Below are 17169 nucleotides of genomic sequence, written 5' to 3' on the forward strand. Positions count from 1 at the left end.
CCTCACTTCGGAACTTGTTGAGTAATACAATGAATATTGCCCCCGCCTAGGAGAATTTCGCGTGCGGGAACTCCAACGATTTTTCTATCTGGATATAATTCTTGTAGTAAATTTAAAGCTTTTTCATCATTTGGATCACCAAATATTGGAACGATCACTCCGCCATTCGCTGTATAATAATTGGCATAGCTGGCAGCCAAACGATCTCCTTTTTCTCTAGGCAATGTTCCAGCGACTGCATCAACACCCAAACTTTCTTCTTCTGTAATCAAGATCGGTTTTGGCACGTGTAATTTATGCACAACCAACTTGCGGCCTTTCGCGTCTGTTTCATTTTCTAAAATTTCCAAGCATTCTTTTGAGATGTCATATTGCGGATCATTTTCGTCATCTGTCCAAGCTAATACAACTTCACCAGGCTTGACGATATTGATGATATTGTCGACATGCCCATTCGTTTCATCCAAATAGATTCCACGTTTTAGCCAAATGATTTTTTCTAAAGAAAGATATTCTTTTAAAACCTGTTCAATTTGTTCTTTTGATAACTGCGGATTTCTACCTTCTGAGAGCAAGCATTCTTCCGTCGTGATCAGAGTTCCTTCACCATCTACGTGAATCGAGCCGCCTTCTAATACAAAATCATTTAGACGATAACGGTCTTTCCATTCAATCTCACATATCTTTTGGGCAACTTGATCATCTTTATCCCATGGAAAATACAAGCCGTCTACTAATCCTCCCCAGGAATTGAACGTCCAATCAACCCCGCGCACTTCTCCTTCGTCATTTTTGACAAAGGTCGGACCACAATCACGAACCCAAGCATCATCATTGGCAATTTCAACGACACGAACTTCTTCTGGGAGCATATGGCGGGCGTTATCATATTGTTCAGCCGATACGCCAACGGTTACAGGTTCAAATTCGCTGATTGCTACTGCTACGTCAACAAAGACCTTTTGTGCTGGTTTGCCGCCATTGCGCCAGTTATCCGGACGTTCCGGCCATAAAATGTAAACACCTTGATGCGCTTCAAATTCCCCCGGCATACGAAAACCATCTTTTTTTGGTGAACTATCAATTGTTTTCATGCTCTAAACTCTCCTTTTGCTGATTTTGTTTTATCATCTGCTTTTTATTGTATTCTTTATCGCCTAAACGGATACAGCATTCGCCAATAAGAGCTGCTGCGACCGTCCCGATCAAAATAGGGATCTTCTCACTAAACTCACTACTTGATAAAGGAATCGTAGAGAAAAATAACGTGATCACTAATAAAACTAAAGGAACATATGCCATGATCTTTAATAGAACTGGACCACCAGGCACTTTAAATGGGCGTTCTTTGTTCGGATCTATTTTCCGCAATTTTAGAAATGCCGGAAACATCATAATGTAAGATAGTAAAAGCGCGACCACATTTAAGGCAAAGAAAGCCCAGAAAATATTTTCATTTGGAATAAATGGTGCTGCGACAACTAAAATAGTGGCAACAATACCATTGATCACAGAAGCGCCAACTGGCATGTCATTTTTAGGATTTTCTTTTGCAAAAACTTTAGGCATATCATGATTTTTTGCCGCATAGAACGCTACATAATTTACTCCTAAAGCCCATGAGATCAAATTCGCCGCTAATGTATACATAAACAATATCCCGATTATGATAACAAACGGGTTAATCCCTCCAACCAACAAAATGAAGCTGTCGATCAAACCACCTGAGGTTGATAACTGATCCGCTGGAACCGCAGCACCCATACCAAATGCAGCGAATAGATAAAAGAAAGCAATCAGGATTCCACCGTAAATAATCGCTTGAGGAATTTGTTTTTTAGGATTTTCCATATCACTAGCCAAAGTCGTCACAACTTCAAATCCTAAAAAGTTAAATAGAATGACTGAAATAAAGCTTAAGCTATTTAGATCGAATGTCGGCAATAACGCTTTGCCGGAAAAATCATTGGCCATGCCTTTTGTTACAGCATGATAAATACCTAAAATACCTAAGCAAACCATGATCGCAACTTTTGCAAATGCAGCAATATTTAAGATCCATTTGCTGTCACTGACCGGGTAACAACTGATCAAGGTAACTAACCAAATAAAGAACAATTGACCGATGATCAATGCTGGTGTTCCAAGATTCAATCCAAAAATTTGAACCATGACCTCTGTAAAAAGAACCGCAAGGCTTGCCATCCAAATTGGAAAATTGATCCAATAAAACCAAGCAACGCGAGCGCCCCAGCGGCGTCCGAATGCCATTTTCACCCAGTCATAAATACCTCCATCTCCTGTATAGGTCGTTCCCAACTCAGCGGAAATCAAGCCATAAGGAAGGAAAAACAAAATCAAAAGAATTCCCCACCAAAAAAATTGTGATGAGCCTATAGCTGCTGCTGGTGCAGCGGATTCAACGACTAAAATAACTACAACAGCCATTAGAACTGCGTCAAACAACCGAAATTTCTTTTTTTCTTTCATGTTTTGTACGCACCTTTCATTAAAGCGGCTGGAAAAAAAGCACGGTACGGTTCAAAAAAAGAGTCATCCCATGCTTTTTTCTTGCCATTACTTCAGATCACTTAGCAACAACAGCATTTCTTAACATCAATTCGAATTCAGCATCATAGTGAGCCGCAACTGCTTCACCTGCATAATTTAAATAAGGGTTTAAGAAATAAACAAGTAATGCCCGCATCGCAGTCAAACGATTTTCTGCTTCATCCAGTACAACAGAGTACGGTGCATCTAATACTTCATCTGTGACTTCTTCTCCTCTAGTCGCAGGCAAACAATGTAGAAATTTCACATGAGGTGCAGCTAACTCGATCAATTCTTTATTGACTTGATATTTCGGATAGAACGCTGCCATCCGTTCTTCTTCTGATAGCTCAGCTTCATATAAGCCATACCATACATCTGTATAAATAAAATCAGCATCCTTCATTGCTTCTTTGGCATCCTCTGTGATCAAGACACTTCCGCCAGATACAGCAGCATTTTCACGGCCAATTGCTAATGTTTCTTCTTTAATTTGGAAGCCTTTTGGTCCAAATTGAACAAAGTCCATCCCCATCTTTGTTGCCATAAACATCGTTGATACACATACTTGCGTCGCATCTCCCACAAAGACGATTTTACAATCGCTTAATGTTTTACCTGCTGGTAAATGTTCTGTCATAGTGATGATATCTCCCAATTCCTGCGTAGGATGATTATAATCGCTCATGCCATTAATAACTGGAATGCTGGCATCTTTGGCTAAATCTACGATCGTATGATGACGTTCTACTCGAGCCATCAAAATATCAACTAAACGTGATAACACACGTGCTGTATCACCTAAAGATTCATGACCGCCAAGCTGGATTTGTCCGGGCGCTAAATACTGGGCATGACCGCCGAGCTGTGTCATTGCTGTTTCAAATGATACTCTTGTCCGTGTAGAAGATTGTTCAAAAATCATTCCTAATGTTTTATCTTTTAATAATGGCGGATAATAACCATTTTTGATCGATTCTTTCAATTTTAAGCCTAACTGGATCAGATAATCGATTTCTGCTTTCGTAAAATCATTTGTGTCTACAAAATCTCTTTTTTTCATCATCTTGTTTTCCACCAATCTTTTCTTGATTTTTTGTCGGCTACTCGAGTATTCCTTTTGACGAGTTAATCATAACGCCTGGAAAATGATTTTTAAAGCGTTTTCGCAGTTCTTGATAAAGTCAAAAGCAGCATGTATCTTGTTCCATTTTACGTAACACGTTACATGTAAGATCAACCAAAGAAATATACTTTTTTTATTCTGACCATGCTATACTTTAATTAAATCAAGTGAAGACGAGGAGGAAATGCGATGACTGAAAAGGCACAACAATTATTAAGAGATCCTGAAATACAACCATCGGACGATCTTATTTCTGAGGGACTTGGTCATTCCTTTGATGTTTATGTTAGGTTTCTCGAAGACTTAAAAGAGTATCAGATTTCATTGATGAAGTGGCGTTATTATAATGATGGAAAAGCTTGGTTATCTAAGGGTGAGTATAAATGGATAAGCACGCGAGGAAACGAAAAAGTGAAGCCTATTTTTTGGTTATCTATCTGGGATGGCTTTTTTAAAGTGTCATTTTTCTTTTCTGAAAAAATTCGAGCTCAGTTGGTCGCTTTACCTTTATCAGAACAAACCAAAGAATTGATCAACAATACAGAACCTAACGGAAAAAAAATGCAGTATCTTTCGCTAATTTTCGATGTTACAGAATGTTCACAGCTCAAGGATATTTATGTATTGGCAGAATTTAGAAAAGAACATATATAGAAAAAACTGTAATGAAAAATATACAAAAAAGGGTGAACTTGAGGATTATTTCTCAAGTTCACCCTTTTTCAATTCACAAGGATTTAGTTCGTCAAATCTTCGCCATTTGTCGCAATGACTTTTTTATACCAGTCGAATGACTTTTTCTTCGAACGTTTTAACGTGCCGTTTCCTTCATTGTCGCGATCGACATAGATGAATCCGTACCGTTTTTTCATTTCTCCTGTTCCAGCTGACACAAGGTCGATACAGCCCCACGTTGTATAACCAAGTAGATCGACACCATCTAACTCCACGGCATCTTTCATTGCTTGAATATGTGCCGCTAAATATTCGATGCGGTAATCGTCAGCCACATAGCCGTTTTCATCTGGTGTATCCACAGCACCTAAGCCGTTTTCCACGATGAATAATGGTTTTTGATAGCGGTCATACAAGTCATTCATTGTTACACGTAAGCCAAGCGGATCGATCTGCCAGCCCCATTCACTTGCTTCCAAGTAAGGATTTTTTACTGAAGCAAAGATATTGCCAGCTGTTTGTTCATTGACCGCTGGATCTGTTGATTGAACACGTGAAGAATAATAAGAGAAGGAAATGAAATCAACTGTATGCTCTTTCAATAATTCCAAATCGCCCTCTTCGATCGGTAATTCAATGCCTTCACGTTCTAATTCTTTCAGCGCATATGCTGGATATTCGCCACGAGATTGGACATCGATGAAGAAGAAGTTTTCACGGTCTGCTTTACGTGCTGCCCAAACATCTTCTGGTTTACATGTATACGCATAGTTGGTTCCAGCCGCTAACATACAGCCGACCTGGTTTTCTGGATCGACTTCATGGGCGATTTTGGTCGCCACAGCACTAGCTACCAACTCATGGTGAGCAGCCTGGTATTTGACTTGTTCCTTATTTTCTCCTTCTTCAAAATACAAGCCTGCGCCCATAAATGGTGCATGAAGGATCATGTTGATTTCATTGAAGGTCAACCAGTATTTCACTAAACCTTTGTAGCGATTGAAGATCACACGGCATAAGTTTTCGTAAAAACCAACCATTTCACGGCTGCGCCATGCTCCATATTTTTCGACTAAGTGCATTGGACAATCAAAATGGGTGATGGTTACCAATGGTTCGATGTTGTATTTACGGCATTCTTTGAAGAGATCTTCATAATATTTCAAGCCTTCTTCATTCGGTTCAGTCTCATCACCTAAAGGGAAAATCCGACTCCAGGCAATCGATAAACGATAGGTTTTAAAGCCCATTTCTGCAAACAAAGCAATATCTTCTTTGTAGCGGTGGTACATATCGATCGCGTTTTGTGCAGGATAAAAATGCTCATCATCAAACTCAAACATTTTCTTTTCACCAGTGATCACTGGAAAACGATCCGGTCCGACAGGGGCTAGATCCACATTGGCTAAGCCTCGTCCGCCTTCATTATAGCCGCCTTCACATTGATTGGCCGCTGTAGCGCCGCCCCATAAAAAATCTTTTCTAAATGACATATCTTTTTCCTCCAATAAATAATAATAAATGATATTCGTTATCGTATGACTTTCATTACCTGCTCGCCTGGATCAGACAATGGACTTGTCAACGTAATAACATCCCCAAAATCGACTGTATTTGTTACAACAACAGGTGTAATGATATTATACCCTTTTTCTTTGATTTTCTCTAAGTCAAATTCCATTAGTTTATCTCCTGGTGTCACTTTCTGATCTTTTTCAACAAAATATTTATAGCCTTCACCGTCTAGTTGTACAGTGTCGATTCCCACATGGATCAAGAGCTCCACACCAGAATCACTCGTCAAACCAATTGCATGCTTAGAATCAAAAACAGCTGTGACAGTTCCTGAAAAAGGTGCGTAAACTACACCTTCTATCGGTTTTACTGCAAATCCTTTACCTAAAATTTCTTCTGAAAACATACCATCTTCTACAGCTGAGAGTTGAGTGATTTCACCTTTGATCGGATTGACAACATTTGTCGTTGAATCCGTTTGAACTTCATTGACAACATTTTTTTCACTTTGCTCTTCTACCTTAGGTTCTTTGTATAAAATGTACGATACAACAAAAGAAATACCAATACTGATCGCTGCGCCGATACATGCCATATACAAATGTTTTAGTGTATCATCACCAATATAACTTGGCAAAGTTAGTAAACCTGGTGATCCGCCAGTAAAGTTTTTCACTCTCATGATCCCCATAAATAATCCGCCGATCCCGCCACCGATCATTGCCGCATACAAAGGCGTTTTATAACGTAGATTCACTCCATATAAAGCCGGCTCTGTAATTCCAAATAACCCTGTCAAACCAGCAGAAGAGGCTAATTGTTTTACAGAGGACTCTTTACTTTTAAATCCAACTGCCAGTGCAGCCGCTCCTTGCCCTAAGTTAGACGCTAACATTCCTGGATAAATCACTGTGTCATAGCCTGTCGTCATTCGATTATTGATACCGATCGGAACAAGCCCATAATGTGTACCCGTTGCAACAAATAATGGTGTGAAGGCGCCGATGATCGTTGGGACCAACCAAGGACTAAACTCTTCCAAAGCTTTGATTCCATTTGAAATAGCATCACTGATCAAATAACCGATAGGTCCTATTACAACAAGAGAAATTGTTCCAACGATAGCAATCGTAATCAATGGTTTGCTAAAGAATTTGATCACTTTTGGCGATATTTTATCAGCAAAAGGTTCAACATACGACATAAACCAAACAGATAAAATGATCGGGATCACAGAAGAACCATAAGAAACTGCTGAGACCGGCAAGCCAAACAAATGAATACTCCCTTCACCAGCTTCCTTGATCGCATTCACCATACCAGTAAAATTAGGATGCAGCAAAATTCCTCCGACCATCATTGCTAAATACATATTTGTTTTAAACTTCTGTGCAGAAGAAGCAGCTAGAAGAATCGGTAGAAAATAAAAGGCCGAATCTGCCATAAAATCAATAATGATATACGTTTGTCCAGTTTTATCTATTGCATTAAAAACAACTAATAAGGACAATACTGCTTTTAGCATCCCAGCTGCAGTGATTGCTGGTAAAATCGGGGTAAAAATTCCTGTGATCGTATCGATGACTTTAGCTGCCGCTCCCCGATCATCTTTTTCTGCTGATGTACCTTGCTGACCATCCAAAGTTGGTACTTTTTTCAAAATCTCTTTATATACACTACCGACATCACTACCGATAATTACTTGATACTGACCACCTTTTGAAACAACACCCATTACGCCCGCCATATTTTTCAGTGTTTCTGTCTCAGCCTTTTTTTCCTCTTTCAAATTAAATCGTAATCTAGTGGCACAATGAGTCAGTCCACTAATATTTTTTTCTCCACCGACATTATCGATAATTTTATCTGCTAATTCCTGATAATTCATAAATAATTCCTCCTAAAAATAAAAATACCTAAGAATGTCCTTTTAAAAAAGAACTTTTCTTAGGTATAGCCTGTGCTCTTCACAGTAACAATCCTTTAATTGTTTGTAATTCTTCTAATATGGATCGTGAGATAGATCATCTCATCCTCCTTTAAATCTCGACCGAATTCTTTGCCTATATACTCACGAATCTTCAAAGCACAGAGATATTCTTCCTGATACTTTTCTTTTAACATAAATAAGAAACCTTCATCTTTATCCTTGTCCAGTTCTATTCCACTAAATAAACGCTGAACAAAAAACTTCAAATGTGTAATGAATCGCTCATAATTTAACGTATATTCATCTAAATCCGTCTTATAATGATACTTAACAATATTGATGATTTTTTGAATCACTTTTGTCATCTCAGATACTTGACTAACTTGTGATAAATCAAGTTCAGCATTGACGATATGCAAGGCGATGAATCCAGCTTCATCTTCCGGTAACGTGATATCCAAGCGATTGGAGATGATATTCAGCGCTTCTTTTCCGATCAAATATTCGTGATTATAAAAACGCTTGATTTCCCACAAAAGTGCATTTCTTACCGGTAAACCGCTATTATGTCGTTCGATCGCATAGTCGATATGATCTGTCAATGTCAGATAAATATTCTCATTCAATTTTTTTCCTAAAGAAACTTTGGCAAAACCAATAATCTCATTCGCTACTTGTAAATGCTCCAAGCGGACATTCGAAAGCAGCTGAGTTAACTTATTAGTTGTTAAATCGGCATTGCTTGTATAAACTTTTTCAATCAAACGGTCATCGATCACATCGCCGACTGTTTTCTTAAAACCGATACCTTTACCCATCACAAGAACTTCTTGGCCATCCAGATTGAGTGACTTGACGATATTATTATTGATTACTTTTTTTACTTCCATAGTGTCTCCTCAATGAGATTCGATCAGCTAGCTAATATAACGATATGAAAGAAATAAAGTATAGCCTGAAAAATCAGTAACAATCTTCATTTCTCTTGTTATTAAAACATGAAAGTAAAGCGTTGTCAATACAAGAAAAACAGCCATTCATTTTAATATAAATACTTTTCTCTCAAAAGATCTAGCTGCTTATCCGTTATACCTAAGCTAAGTTTCAAATACTTTTCCATCGTTCCAAATGTTTTTTCAACTGCATTGAATGCACCGTCAAGATATTCTTTTTTAGTTAACTGCAAGGAGGATAAAAATGCAAGAACATCTTCATTATCTGTATATTTTTTGTAAATAGCCATTCGCTTAGCATTTCTAGGTGCATTCATCTTATCTGTAAGTAAATAATCTTGATAAACTTGGTCTTTATCGACACCTAACGCACTTAAATAGATCGCAGCTGCCCAACCTGTTCTGTCTTTTCCGCCCTGACAATGAAAAATCAATGGTGTAGAATCTGCTTCTAATAATGTCGAGAAAAATCGTTGATAGGCATTGACTGCTTTTTCACCTAATACCAATTGTTCCATCTGTTTACTCATCACATTACGATTCTTTACTAACTGTTCTCTTCCTGCATCTGTACGGACCATTTTTTCGAGCTGAGCAATTTTTTCTTCATCTTTTTTTGAGACAGTTTGGGTACTAGCTTGCTGAGCCACATCCGCATGAGGATTAAAATTGACTGTTTCACTCAATAAAATCGACTTATTAGGGTCTTTCGCTATTTCTTGCGGCGAACGAAAATCAATGATTCGCTTGATTCCAAGCCGTTCAATATACTTTTGCTCCTCCTCATCGATTTGATGCAAAGCATCCGAGCGAAAGACTAGACCCCACCGAGTCATCTGACCACGTGCTGTATAGTAGCCGCCTAGATCGCGACAGTTATACAAATGATCCAATGGTAAACGCCGTTCAGCGCCAATAAAGACATCAGAACCCGAAAATACTTTAAAATAAAGACGTGTTTTTGGGGCAGGATCCTTAAACATCTGCCAACCTGCCTCTCTAAATTCTAGAAATGAAGTTGTTGATTCAGTCACAGAATCTTCACGACTATAATATACTTTAGCAGGAAGTCTCACTGAATCTGGTAGATTGATTTTTAAATGATCTGCTTCTCTTTCAACTTGCAGCATCTGCATATTCTCACACTCCTATTGATTTTCAAGCGTTGCAGCTTCTTCAATGACTCCTTGTTTATCTAATTTTTTTATGAATGGTAGATATAACAATAGTACCACAACAAACTGGATCAGCTGTACCACTAATCCTTGCCAGCCAGCTGCCATAAATCCAGATAAAAATGTCGGAAGATTTTTCGGCACATTCACGCTGATCACCGGCAAAAATCCAATGATTGTTGCAATATAGGCAATGCCCACACAAACTGCCGCTGAAAGTGTCAAAGGAATAAAGATGACTGCATTCATGATCATCGGAATCCCAAATTTCATCGGTTCTGTGATCCCAAAAATACTTGGAATGAATGAGATTTTTCCAATCGATTTGAATTTTTCGCTTTTGCTCATCCAGACTAAGATCACTGCTAAAGCCAAAGCTCTTGGTCCTTTAAAAGCATCTAAGAAAAATGAATTGATGATATTCGTAGCAGCTTCTCCAGCAGCAACAGCTTCCATATTAGCATAAGCTTGTGACGTAAATAAAACAGCGATCACTGATCCAACGACCATACTGCCATGAATCCCAAAAAACCAAAGTAACTCAGATAAAAACATAATGAACAATGCTGACCAAATCGAACCACCCAATGATTCAAGAGGAGTTTGTAAATTAGTATAAATAAAATCATGGACATTCCCAAATCTTGTTTCTGCAAACAATGTACTGATTATAATAACAACGATAAATATAATAGCTGCTGGTACGATTGCTTCAAATGTCTTTGCAATCGCTGTTGGTACACTTTCCGGCATACGGAATGTAATTCTTTTTTCGACCATTTTAGCAAATAGCCATGTCACAACTAACGCTACGATCATCCCAACAAAAATCCCTTTAGAACCTAAATAAGTCAGCTCATACGCCATTGCAGGCTTTTCTCCGCCGATATCAAAAGCGGTGATCGGTGTTAAAACAAAGAAAGAAGCCAATGACAAAATAATTGACGCGATCGTGTCCCCTTTCTTCTCTCTTGCCATCGCGCAAGAAATCCCAATAATAATATAGATCGTGATCAAATTACTTGAAATCGAAGTACCTAACGAACATGCTTTTGTCACGATTTCCGGTAATCCTGGAATCATACCAATGATCGTCGTCAAACTCCCAACGATCGTGATCGGCAGAGTCATCATCATCCCGTTAGCAATACTTTTTACAAAAGTATTATTTGAAAATTTATTGACAAACACATTCAACCCATTGATAAATGAACTTTTTTTCACTTCTGACATTTGTCATTCTCCTTTTTCTATTTTGATTTAGCTGCAATAACTTCTTGTGCCTTCTTAAATACTTTCTCTCCGTTCATCATTCCATAATCCATCATCTCGATCACTAAAACAGGAATCTCAGGATACTCTTTTTTCACGTCCTCCTGCTGATACCCAACTTGCGGACCGAGCAATATAATATCCGATCCTGTCACTCTTTCTTCTAATTCGCTTAGACCACATGCTGAAATATCAGCATCAATTCCTTGTGAAGAAGCATATTCTTCCATTTTTTTGACTAACATTCCTGTAGACATTCCACCTGCACATGCTAACGTAATTTTCATTCTGATCACCTTTTCTATTATTTTTAAGCACTCTTTTTAATTAAGTTACGCAATTCCCGCATTTCTTCATGCAAATCAATAAATTCTTTTGTAAAATCCGTAGCCGTTATAGCTGCCATCATGTGATCTTGCGCATGGGTCAAAAACATCGTCGCAGGTTCATCCGGATTACTGGCAAAATTCTGTAAAATAGTTGTATGCTGCTGGTGAGCAATTTTTAAGTTGTCTTTGCTTTCCTCTAAAAGTTTTTTAGCAGACCCAACATCCCCTTTTTTAGCTTCTTTGATTGCATTCATTGCTAGAGATTTTGCATTTCCTGCATAAACAATGATCTGCATCACATCTGTTTCTGAAATCATCTGACCTTCTCCTCTCAAATATATCCTAGTCATCTCTCTATAAAGCAATTTTCATGCCAAACACTCAACCAACACTCCATATAGTGAATTATGCCTATGTGTTTCTTTTGCATTAAAATTAAAACACTTTATCAAACACTTTTTTTATAAAACGAAACACATGACTTTGACTATTCAGTTTGCGAACATTATACTTAAATGGAAAGATTATTGATGAAAGACTGGGGAAGAATTATGAAACGAATCGATAAAGTTGCTGAAATCCTTGCAACTTACACAAAAAGCCAACCGGCAACTGCAATGGAGATTGCTGAAAAACTAGGGATCACTAGAGCAAATGTCAGCAGTGATCTAAACCAGCTTGTTAAGCTCAATAAAGCAAAAAAGACCGGAACAAAACCGATCTACTTTTTTTCAACTACGCCAAACATTCAAAGTAAGGAAAACATTTTAGATACATTTACTAAGAAAAGTCCTAGCCTATTTCATTGCAGTGAACAAGCAAAGGCAGCGGTCTTGTATCCGCCAAAAGGTATGCATATCCTTTTAACAGGTGAAACGGGTGTTGGAAAAAGTATGTTTGCAGAATTGATCTTTACTTATGCAAAATCACAAAATAAATTGAAAGCGGATTCTAAATTTGTCACATTTAATTGTGCCGACTATGCGAATAATCCTCAATTACTTGTAGGTTCGATTTTTGGTATATCTAAAGGGGCATATACAGGAGCGGACAGCGATCGTGCTGGCTTGTTAGAGGAAGCAGATGGCGGTATTTTGTTTCTTGATGAAATACATCGGCTGCCTCCAGAAGGTCAGGAGATGCTTTTCACTTTTATAGATAAGGAAATCTACCGAAGATTAGGAGAAACAACGAGCGAAAGAAAGGCTCAAGTGCTATTGATTTGTGCTACAACTGAAGATATTTCTTCAAACCTGCTTCAAACATTCATTCGTAGAATCCCAATGAGGATCAATATTCCTAATTTGGAGGAACGTGGATTAGAAGAACGGTTGACGTTGATCTCAACTTTTTTTCAAGAAGAAACTAAAAAGCTGAAATCACCGATCGAAGTATCTACAAATACGATTCGCGCCTTATTAGGCTATCATTGTGCGAATAATGTCGGGCAGTTAAAAGCAGATATCCAGCTTTTATGCGCTAAGGCCTACTCTCAATTTATTGCTCGACAAGAAGAGGCACTAAAAATCAGCAGTTATGAATTGCCTCACTATATTCGGGAAGGTCTTTATAATGTTGAAGAAAGGCAGAAAATCTGGCTTCTACTGCCAAATATGAACAGTCGTTTTTTTCTTTTTGATGACGATACTACGACACTTTTTGTTCCAAAAGACAACAAGGGTGACGACATTTATCAAATCATTGAACAGAAAATGAATGACATGGAACGAATTGGATTAGATAGTACGCAAACTTCTGAAATCATAGACACAACGATCACTAATTATTATCGCTCCTATGCAAGTGATTCTTCAGCTGATCTTCAAAATTTAGAGCAGATCGTCGGCTCTGAAATTCTTGCTACTTCCAGTAAGGTATGTGAAAAAGCTGCTCGTTTATTAAATTGCTATCTGTCTGATAATGTTCGCTATGGAATCGCTCTTCACTTATATAATACGATCCAACGAATCAAACGTGGGCAAACGATCAAAAATCCGAGGATCGATGAAATAAAAAATAACCATCCGCAACTCTTTGAAACAGCCCTGCACTGCTTGTCTGTGATTGAAACAGATTTTAGCGTAAAATTGCCTGAAGATGAAGCTGGCTTTTTAGCACTATTTTTTACAGCAGATGAAGCTAAGCAAAAAAAACGAATCAAAGTAGAAGTCATTGTAGTTGCTCATGGGGAGTCGACAGCGACTAGTATGGCTAATGTCGTCAATAAGCTGCTGGGCGAAAATATTGCGTTTGGATTTGATATGCCTCTCGAAGAAAAACCAAGGGTGATATTGGCTCGAATTCAAGAATATCTTAAACAAAAAAAAGAACAGAAAGATGTTTTATTACTTGTTGATATGGGATCACTCATCAATTTTAGTGACGAACTTAAAGAATACACCGTTACGGATATCCGTTGTATCGAGTTAGTGAGTACACTACACGTTTTAGAAGCTAGCAGAAAAGCAGCTTTGGGTGCTACCTTAAATGAAGTATATGAATCAACCGTAAATATCAGAGGTCTTTCTACCTACCAGCAAAAGTCAGCTATTACGCTAGAACAACGTACATTCTATTTGCTAACATTATGTTCAACTGGCGAAGGCTCTGCGCAGCTCATAAAAAAAATGCTCCGTTCACGCTTAAACTTAAGAGGAGGTTCATGTGAAATCGTTTCTTTGCAGGTAGCTGATGCTGATTTAGTGACAAAAACGGTCAATAGCTTAAATAAAACTGGTAAAATCATCTGTACTATCGGAACTTTTCAAATAGGTTTGAGTACACCGCATTTCTCTATCAATGATGCTTTGAATGAAACCAATACTGCAAAGATTCAGGCGTTAATTGACTATGAACTTGCTTTTGAAGGTATGCGCCTCAATATCACAGACATGTTGGATTACCCTCACGGTGAAAAACTGATTTCAACAACTAGAGATTGGGTCGAAACACTAGCTGAAGAAATAACGCCACTTCTTTCATATGAAATCAAAGTCGGTTTAGCTTGCCACGTAATCTGCATGATCGACCGCCTACTTCAAGGAAAGAATGTGAGTAGTTTTCCTAAAACAGAATCTTTTAAAGAAAAGTACCAAACAGAAATCTACAAAGTAGCCCAAAATATAAAGCTACTGGAAACTTATTACGGGATCGATATTCCGAAAGATGAGGTTTTCTATATCACAGCCTTTTTTATGAACGAATCTTTTCTTTAAAAATTAATAACTATCTCTTAAGTATTTAAATGGATAATATCTGTGCTATTTTAATTTACTTATAGATTAAAAGCCAACGTATGATATACGTTGGCTTTTATAAGGCTCTATACTTTCTGATGTTGGTGAGAAATCACTGGCATCTTTTTTAATGCAAAATAATAGAAAAGACACCCTGATATCCTTTAGAATGAAGTCGTCTAAAACCATTCAAAAAGGAGGAAATCAAGATGTCCTATACAAATCTTATCAAAAATACCTTAGATATTCTAGACTTAAATATCACTTTTAACGAAAACTGCTTAAAAAAAGAACGGGTCAAAGGAAGAATCTGTCAGGTCTTTTCTGGTACGCTCGATTATACTGCGCATATTTGTCCTCACTGTGATCAAGAAGAAAAGGAAGCAATTATCCGTTGGGGCTTTACAAGCTGTTTGATTTTACTCAACGATGTTTCGGAGTATCAAACGTATTTACGCTTGAAGAAACGTCGTTTCTTCTGTCATTCTTGTGACAGAACATTTGTTGCAGAAACGAGTCTTGTTGAAAAAGGGTGTTCGATTTCATCGAAGGTGAAGCTGTCCATTGCTGACCGCCTCCGAAACGTCACTTCTATGAGTCAAATTGCACGTCAAAAGAAGGTCTCTGTTTCCTCTGTTTACCGTGTCTTGAAACGATTTTATGAGCCAAAAAAAATCAATCGACTCACCTTACCGGAAGTTCTTTGTTTTGATGAATTCAAATCAGTGAAACAAGTCACGGCTTCGATGAGTTTCATCATGATGGATGGGCAAACCAAGCAGTTAATTGATGTTGTTGAAAATCGTCAGCTCCCTTTTCTAGAGCGTTATTTTTCACGATTTCCTTTGACTGTTCGTAAAACGGTTAAGTATATTGTTTGCGATATGTATGCTCCTTATTTTTCTCTCGTCAAAAAGTTATTCCCGATGGCTCAGATTATTCTTGATCGCTTTCATATTGTCCAACTCATCGGTCGAACCTTTTTAAAGCACCGCATTCAGAGAATGAACACCTTTCTTCATCAGGGAAATACAGAAGCGAAAAAATATCGACACTTGAAGAACTACTGGAAGCTTCTTCAAAAAAATCAATCGAAGCTTGATTTTGAAAAACGCCTTTGGCGTCCTTCTTTCCGCACCTATTTAACTGAAACAGAGATCGTTGATCGATTACTTGCGTATGATGACGAGTTGAAAAGTGGCCACACCTGTTATCAGGACTTTCTTTATGCTATACAGACAAGAGACTTTGATCGGTTTCATGCACTATTAGACGAAGATTTCCGCCGTCTTCCTCCCTACTATCAAAAGACTATTGGTACGTTTAAGAAGTACCAAAATGAAATTAAACATGCGCTAGAATTGTCTTATTCTAATGGACCATTAGAAGGTTTAAATAACCATATTAAAGTGTTGAAGAGAAATGCTTACGGGTTCCGTAACTTTTACAATTTCAAATTGAGAATTTCTTTGTGTTTTGGCACCATTCTTTTTCAAGAAAACAAAAAGACCTAGAGGAAATTTCCTCTAGGATTCATATTCATCGATTTCATTCTTTGGATTTTCTTTACCAACATTAGTTGACAAAGAGCCTTTTATAATAGCTCTCAAAATTAAGGCAGTAGATCCTTTTTAATTGTATTCATCATTTAATCTAGTCAGCATATTTAGATACAGAAGCACTATTATACTACAATTGTTGTTTGTATTTCAGTCGTTCCAAATATGCCATTGATGGCTTGTTCAACTTCACTTTTTATTGCCTGCAGTCCAGAGGGTGACTCATCAAAACTATAGACCACGAGCATGGCTTTTTTCGTTTCAAGCGAAATCATCGCTCTAGTTGAATCAGAAATCGGACTACCAAAAGGACCAAGTGAATCACTCAACACAGGAAAATTACTGATTCTGATTATGCCTTTTCCGATCCCTTCATATTCTTCACCTTTACTTGCTACCAAATAAGAAAGATCATCATTCAATTTAGATAGATCATAACTGCCAATCGGTAAATGCAGTTTCAAAGAAAGATAGTTATTCAAATCTACAAGCGCATTGATTTGATATAATCCTTGCCCCTTAACTATTCTTCTTAATAAGCTATCTGACGAAGGCCGATGACGAGAAGGATCGAGCCCAAGACCTTTATAAAACAATTTAGTTTTCTTAATTCTTTTATTATCAAGTATATCTTCTAATGTTGTTGTACTTTCTATTTCAGCAATCATTGGTGTTAAAAAATTTTCCCAAAGATTTTTATCATACTTTCTATTAGATAAATCAAATGTAGATACTACAAGTTGGGCTTTCTTTAATTTAGATGTTTCTTTTACTATATTCATAATCAATAGTCCTCCGTTAATATCAAAAATATTTTTTTAACGGAAATCAGGCACATCGCACTCGCAA

General features: G+C 37.6%; 14 protein-coding genes. 3 read left to right on the forward strand and 11 right to left on the reverse strand.

Translation table 11 applies throughout. The annotated features are described in order from the left end of the window. Nucleotides 1–2: 2 nt before the first annotated feature. The 3 genes from aguA to ptcA all read right to left on the reverse strand — a co-directional run bounded on the left by aguA (nucleotide 3) and on the right by ptcA (nucleotide 3613). Nucleotides 3–1094 (reverse strand): agmatine deiminase, encoded by a 1092-nt coding sequence (aguA, locus tag IGI58_RS00605; protein ID WP_429955073.1) that lies wholly within the window; start codon nucleotides 1092–1094, stop codon nucleotides 3–5. Beyond that, entirely contained in the window at nucleotides 1081–2490 is a 1410-nt protein-coding gene (locus IGI58_RS00610; protein ID WP_429955071.1) for an APC family permease, read from the reverse strand. The genes aguA and IGI58_RS00610 overlap by 14 nt, the downstream gene beginning before the upstream one ends. Nucleotides 2491–2587: 97 nt before the next feature. Further along, a complete protein-coding gene (ptcA, locus tag IGI58_RS00615; RefSeq protein ID WP_225534137.1) occupies nucleotides 2588–3613 on the reverse strand; it encodes a putrescine carbamoyltransferase in 1026 nt (341 codons plus the stop codon). Nucleotides 3614–3865: 252 nt separating this feature from the next. Here ptcA and IGI58_RS00620 point away from each other — a divergent pair, with 252 nt between their 5' ends. Further along, nucleotides 3866–4330, forward strand: a complete 465-nt coding sequence (locus IGI58_RS00620) for a DUF3788 family protein (RefSeq protein WP_429955069.1) — start codon at nucleotides 3866–3868, stop codon at nucleotides 4328–4330. Nucleotides 4331–4413: 83 nt separating this feature from the next. Here the strand turns inward: IGI58_RS00620 and IGI58_RS00625 are convergent, their stop codons facing one another. From IGI58_RS00625 to IGI58_RS00655, 7 genes are all read right to left on the reverse strand, one after another. Further along, nucleotides 4414–5844: a 6-phospho-beta-glucosidase gene (locus IGI58_RS00625; RefSeq protein ID WP_429955067.1), complete on the reverse strand. Its 1431-nt coding sequence runs from the start codon at nucleotides 5842–5844 to the stop codon at nucleotides 4414–4416. Between the two features lie 38 nt (nucleotides 5845–5882). Further along, nucleotides 5883–7754, reverse strand: a complete 1872-nt coding sequence (locus tag IGI58_RS00630) for a beta-glucoside-specific PTS transporter subunit IIABC (protein WP_429955065.1) — start codon at nucleotides 7752–7754, stop codon at nucleotides 5883–5885. Between the two features lie 95 nt (nucleotides 7755–7849). Then, nucleotides 7850–8686 (reverse strand): BglG family transcription antiterminator LicT, encoded by an 837-nt coding sequence (gene licT, locus IGI58_RS00635; RefSeq protein ID WP_087640372.1) that lies wholly within the window; start codon nucleotides 8684–8686, stop codon nucleotides 7850–7852. A gap of 152 nt (nucleotides 8687–8838) precedes the next feature. After that, complete coding sequence (locus IGI58_RS00640) at nucleotides 8839–9885, reverse strand: tyrosine-protein phosphatase (protein ID WP_429955063.1); 1047 nt, start codon at nucleotides 9883–9885, stop codon at nucleotides 8839–8841. Nucleotides 9886–9897: 12 nt separating this feature from the next. Then, on the reverse strand, nucleotides 9898–11157 hold the full coding sequence (locus IGI58_RS00645) for a PTS sugar transporter subunit IIC (protein WP_087640374.1): 1260 nt from the start codon (nucleotides 11155–11157) through the stop codon (nucleotides 9898–9900). A 17-nt stretch (nucleotides 11158–11174) separates the two neighbouring features. Next, complete coding sequence (locus IGI58_RS00650) at nucleotides 11175–11483, reverse strand: PTS sugar transporter subunit IIB (protein ID WP_225535441.1); 309 nt, start codon at nucleotides 11481–11483, stop codon at nucleotides 11175–11177. A gap of 23 nt (nucleotides 11484–11506) precedes the next feature. Next, the gene (locus IGI58_RS00655; RefSeq protein WP_087640376.1) at nucleotides 11507–11842 is read right to left on the reverse strand and encodes a PTS lactose/cellobiose transporter subunit IIA; all 336 of its coding nucleotides are present in this window, start codon (nucleotides 11840–11842) and stop codon (nucleotides 11507–11509) included. Between the two features lie 234 nt (nucleotides 11843–12076). Here IGI58_RS00655 and IGI58_RS00660 point away from each other — a divergent pair, with 234 nt between their 5' ends. Continuing rightward, a complete protein-coding gene (locus tag IGI58_RS00660) occupies nucleotides 12077–14740 on the forward strand; it encodes a sigma 54-interacting transcriptional regulator (RefSeq protein WP_429955060.1) in 2664 nt (887 codons plus the stop codon). A gap of 230 nt (nucleotides 14741–14970) precedes the next feature. Continuing rightward, complete coding sequence (locus IGI58_RS00665; protein WP_429952441.1) at nucleotides 14971–16275, forward strand: ISL3 family transposase; 1305 nt, start codon at nucleotides 14971–14973, stop codon at nucleotides 16273–16275. Between the two features lie 170 nt (nucleotides 16276–16445). On the opposite strand, the gene IGI58_RS00670 is transcribed toward IGI58_RS00665, so the two are convergent. Further along, nucleotides 16446–17102, reverse strand: coding sequence for a B3/B4 domain-containing protein (locus IGI58_RS00670; RefSeq protein ID WP_429955058.1), 657 nt, complete (start codon nucleotides 17100–17102; stop codon nucleotides 16446–16448). Nucleotides 17103–17169: the final 67 nt, after the last annotated feature.

The organism is Enterococcus sp. AZ020 (assembly GCF_050499205.1).
Lineage (GTDB): Bacteria > Bacillota > Bacilli > Lactobacillales > Enterococcaceae > Enterococcus_L > Enterococcus_L dunnyi.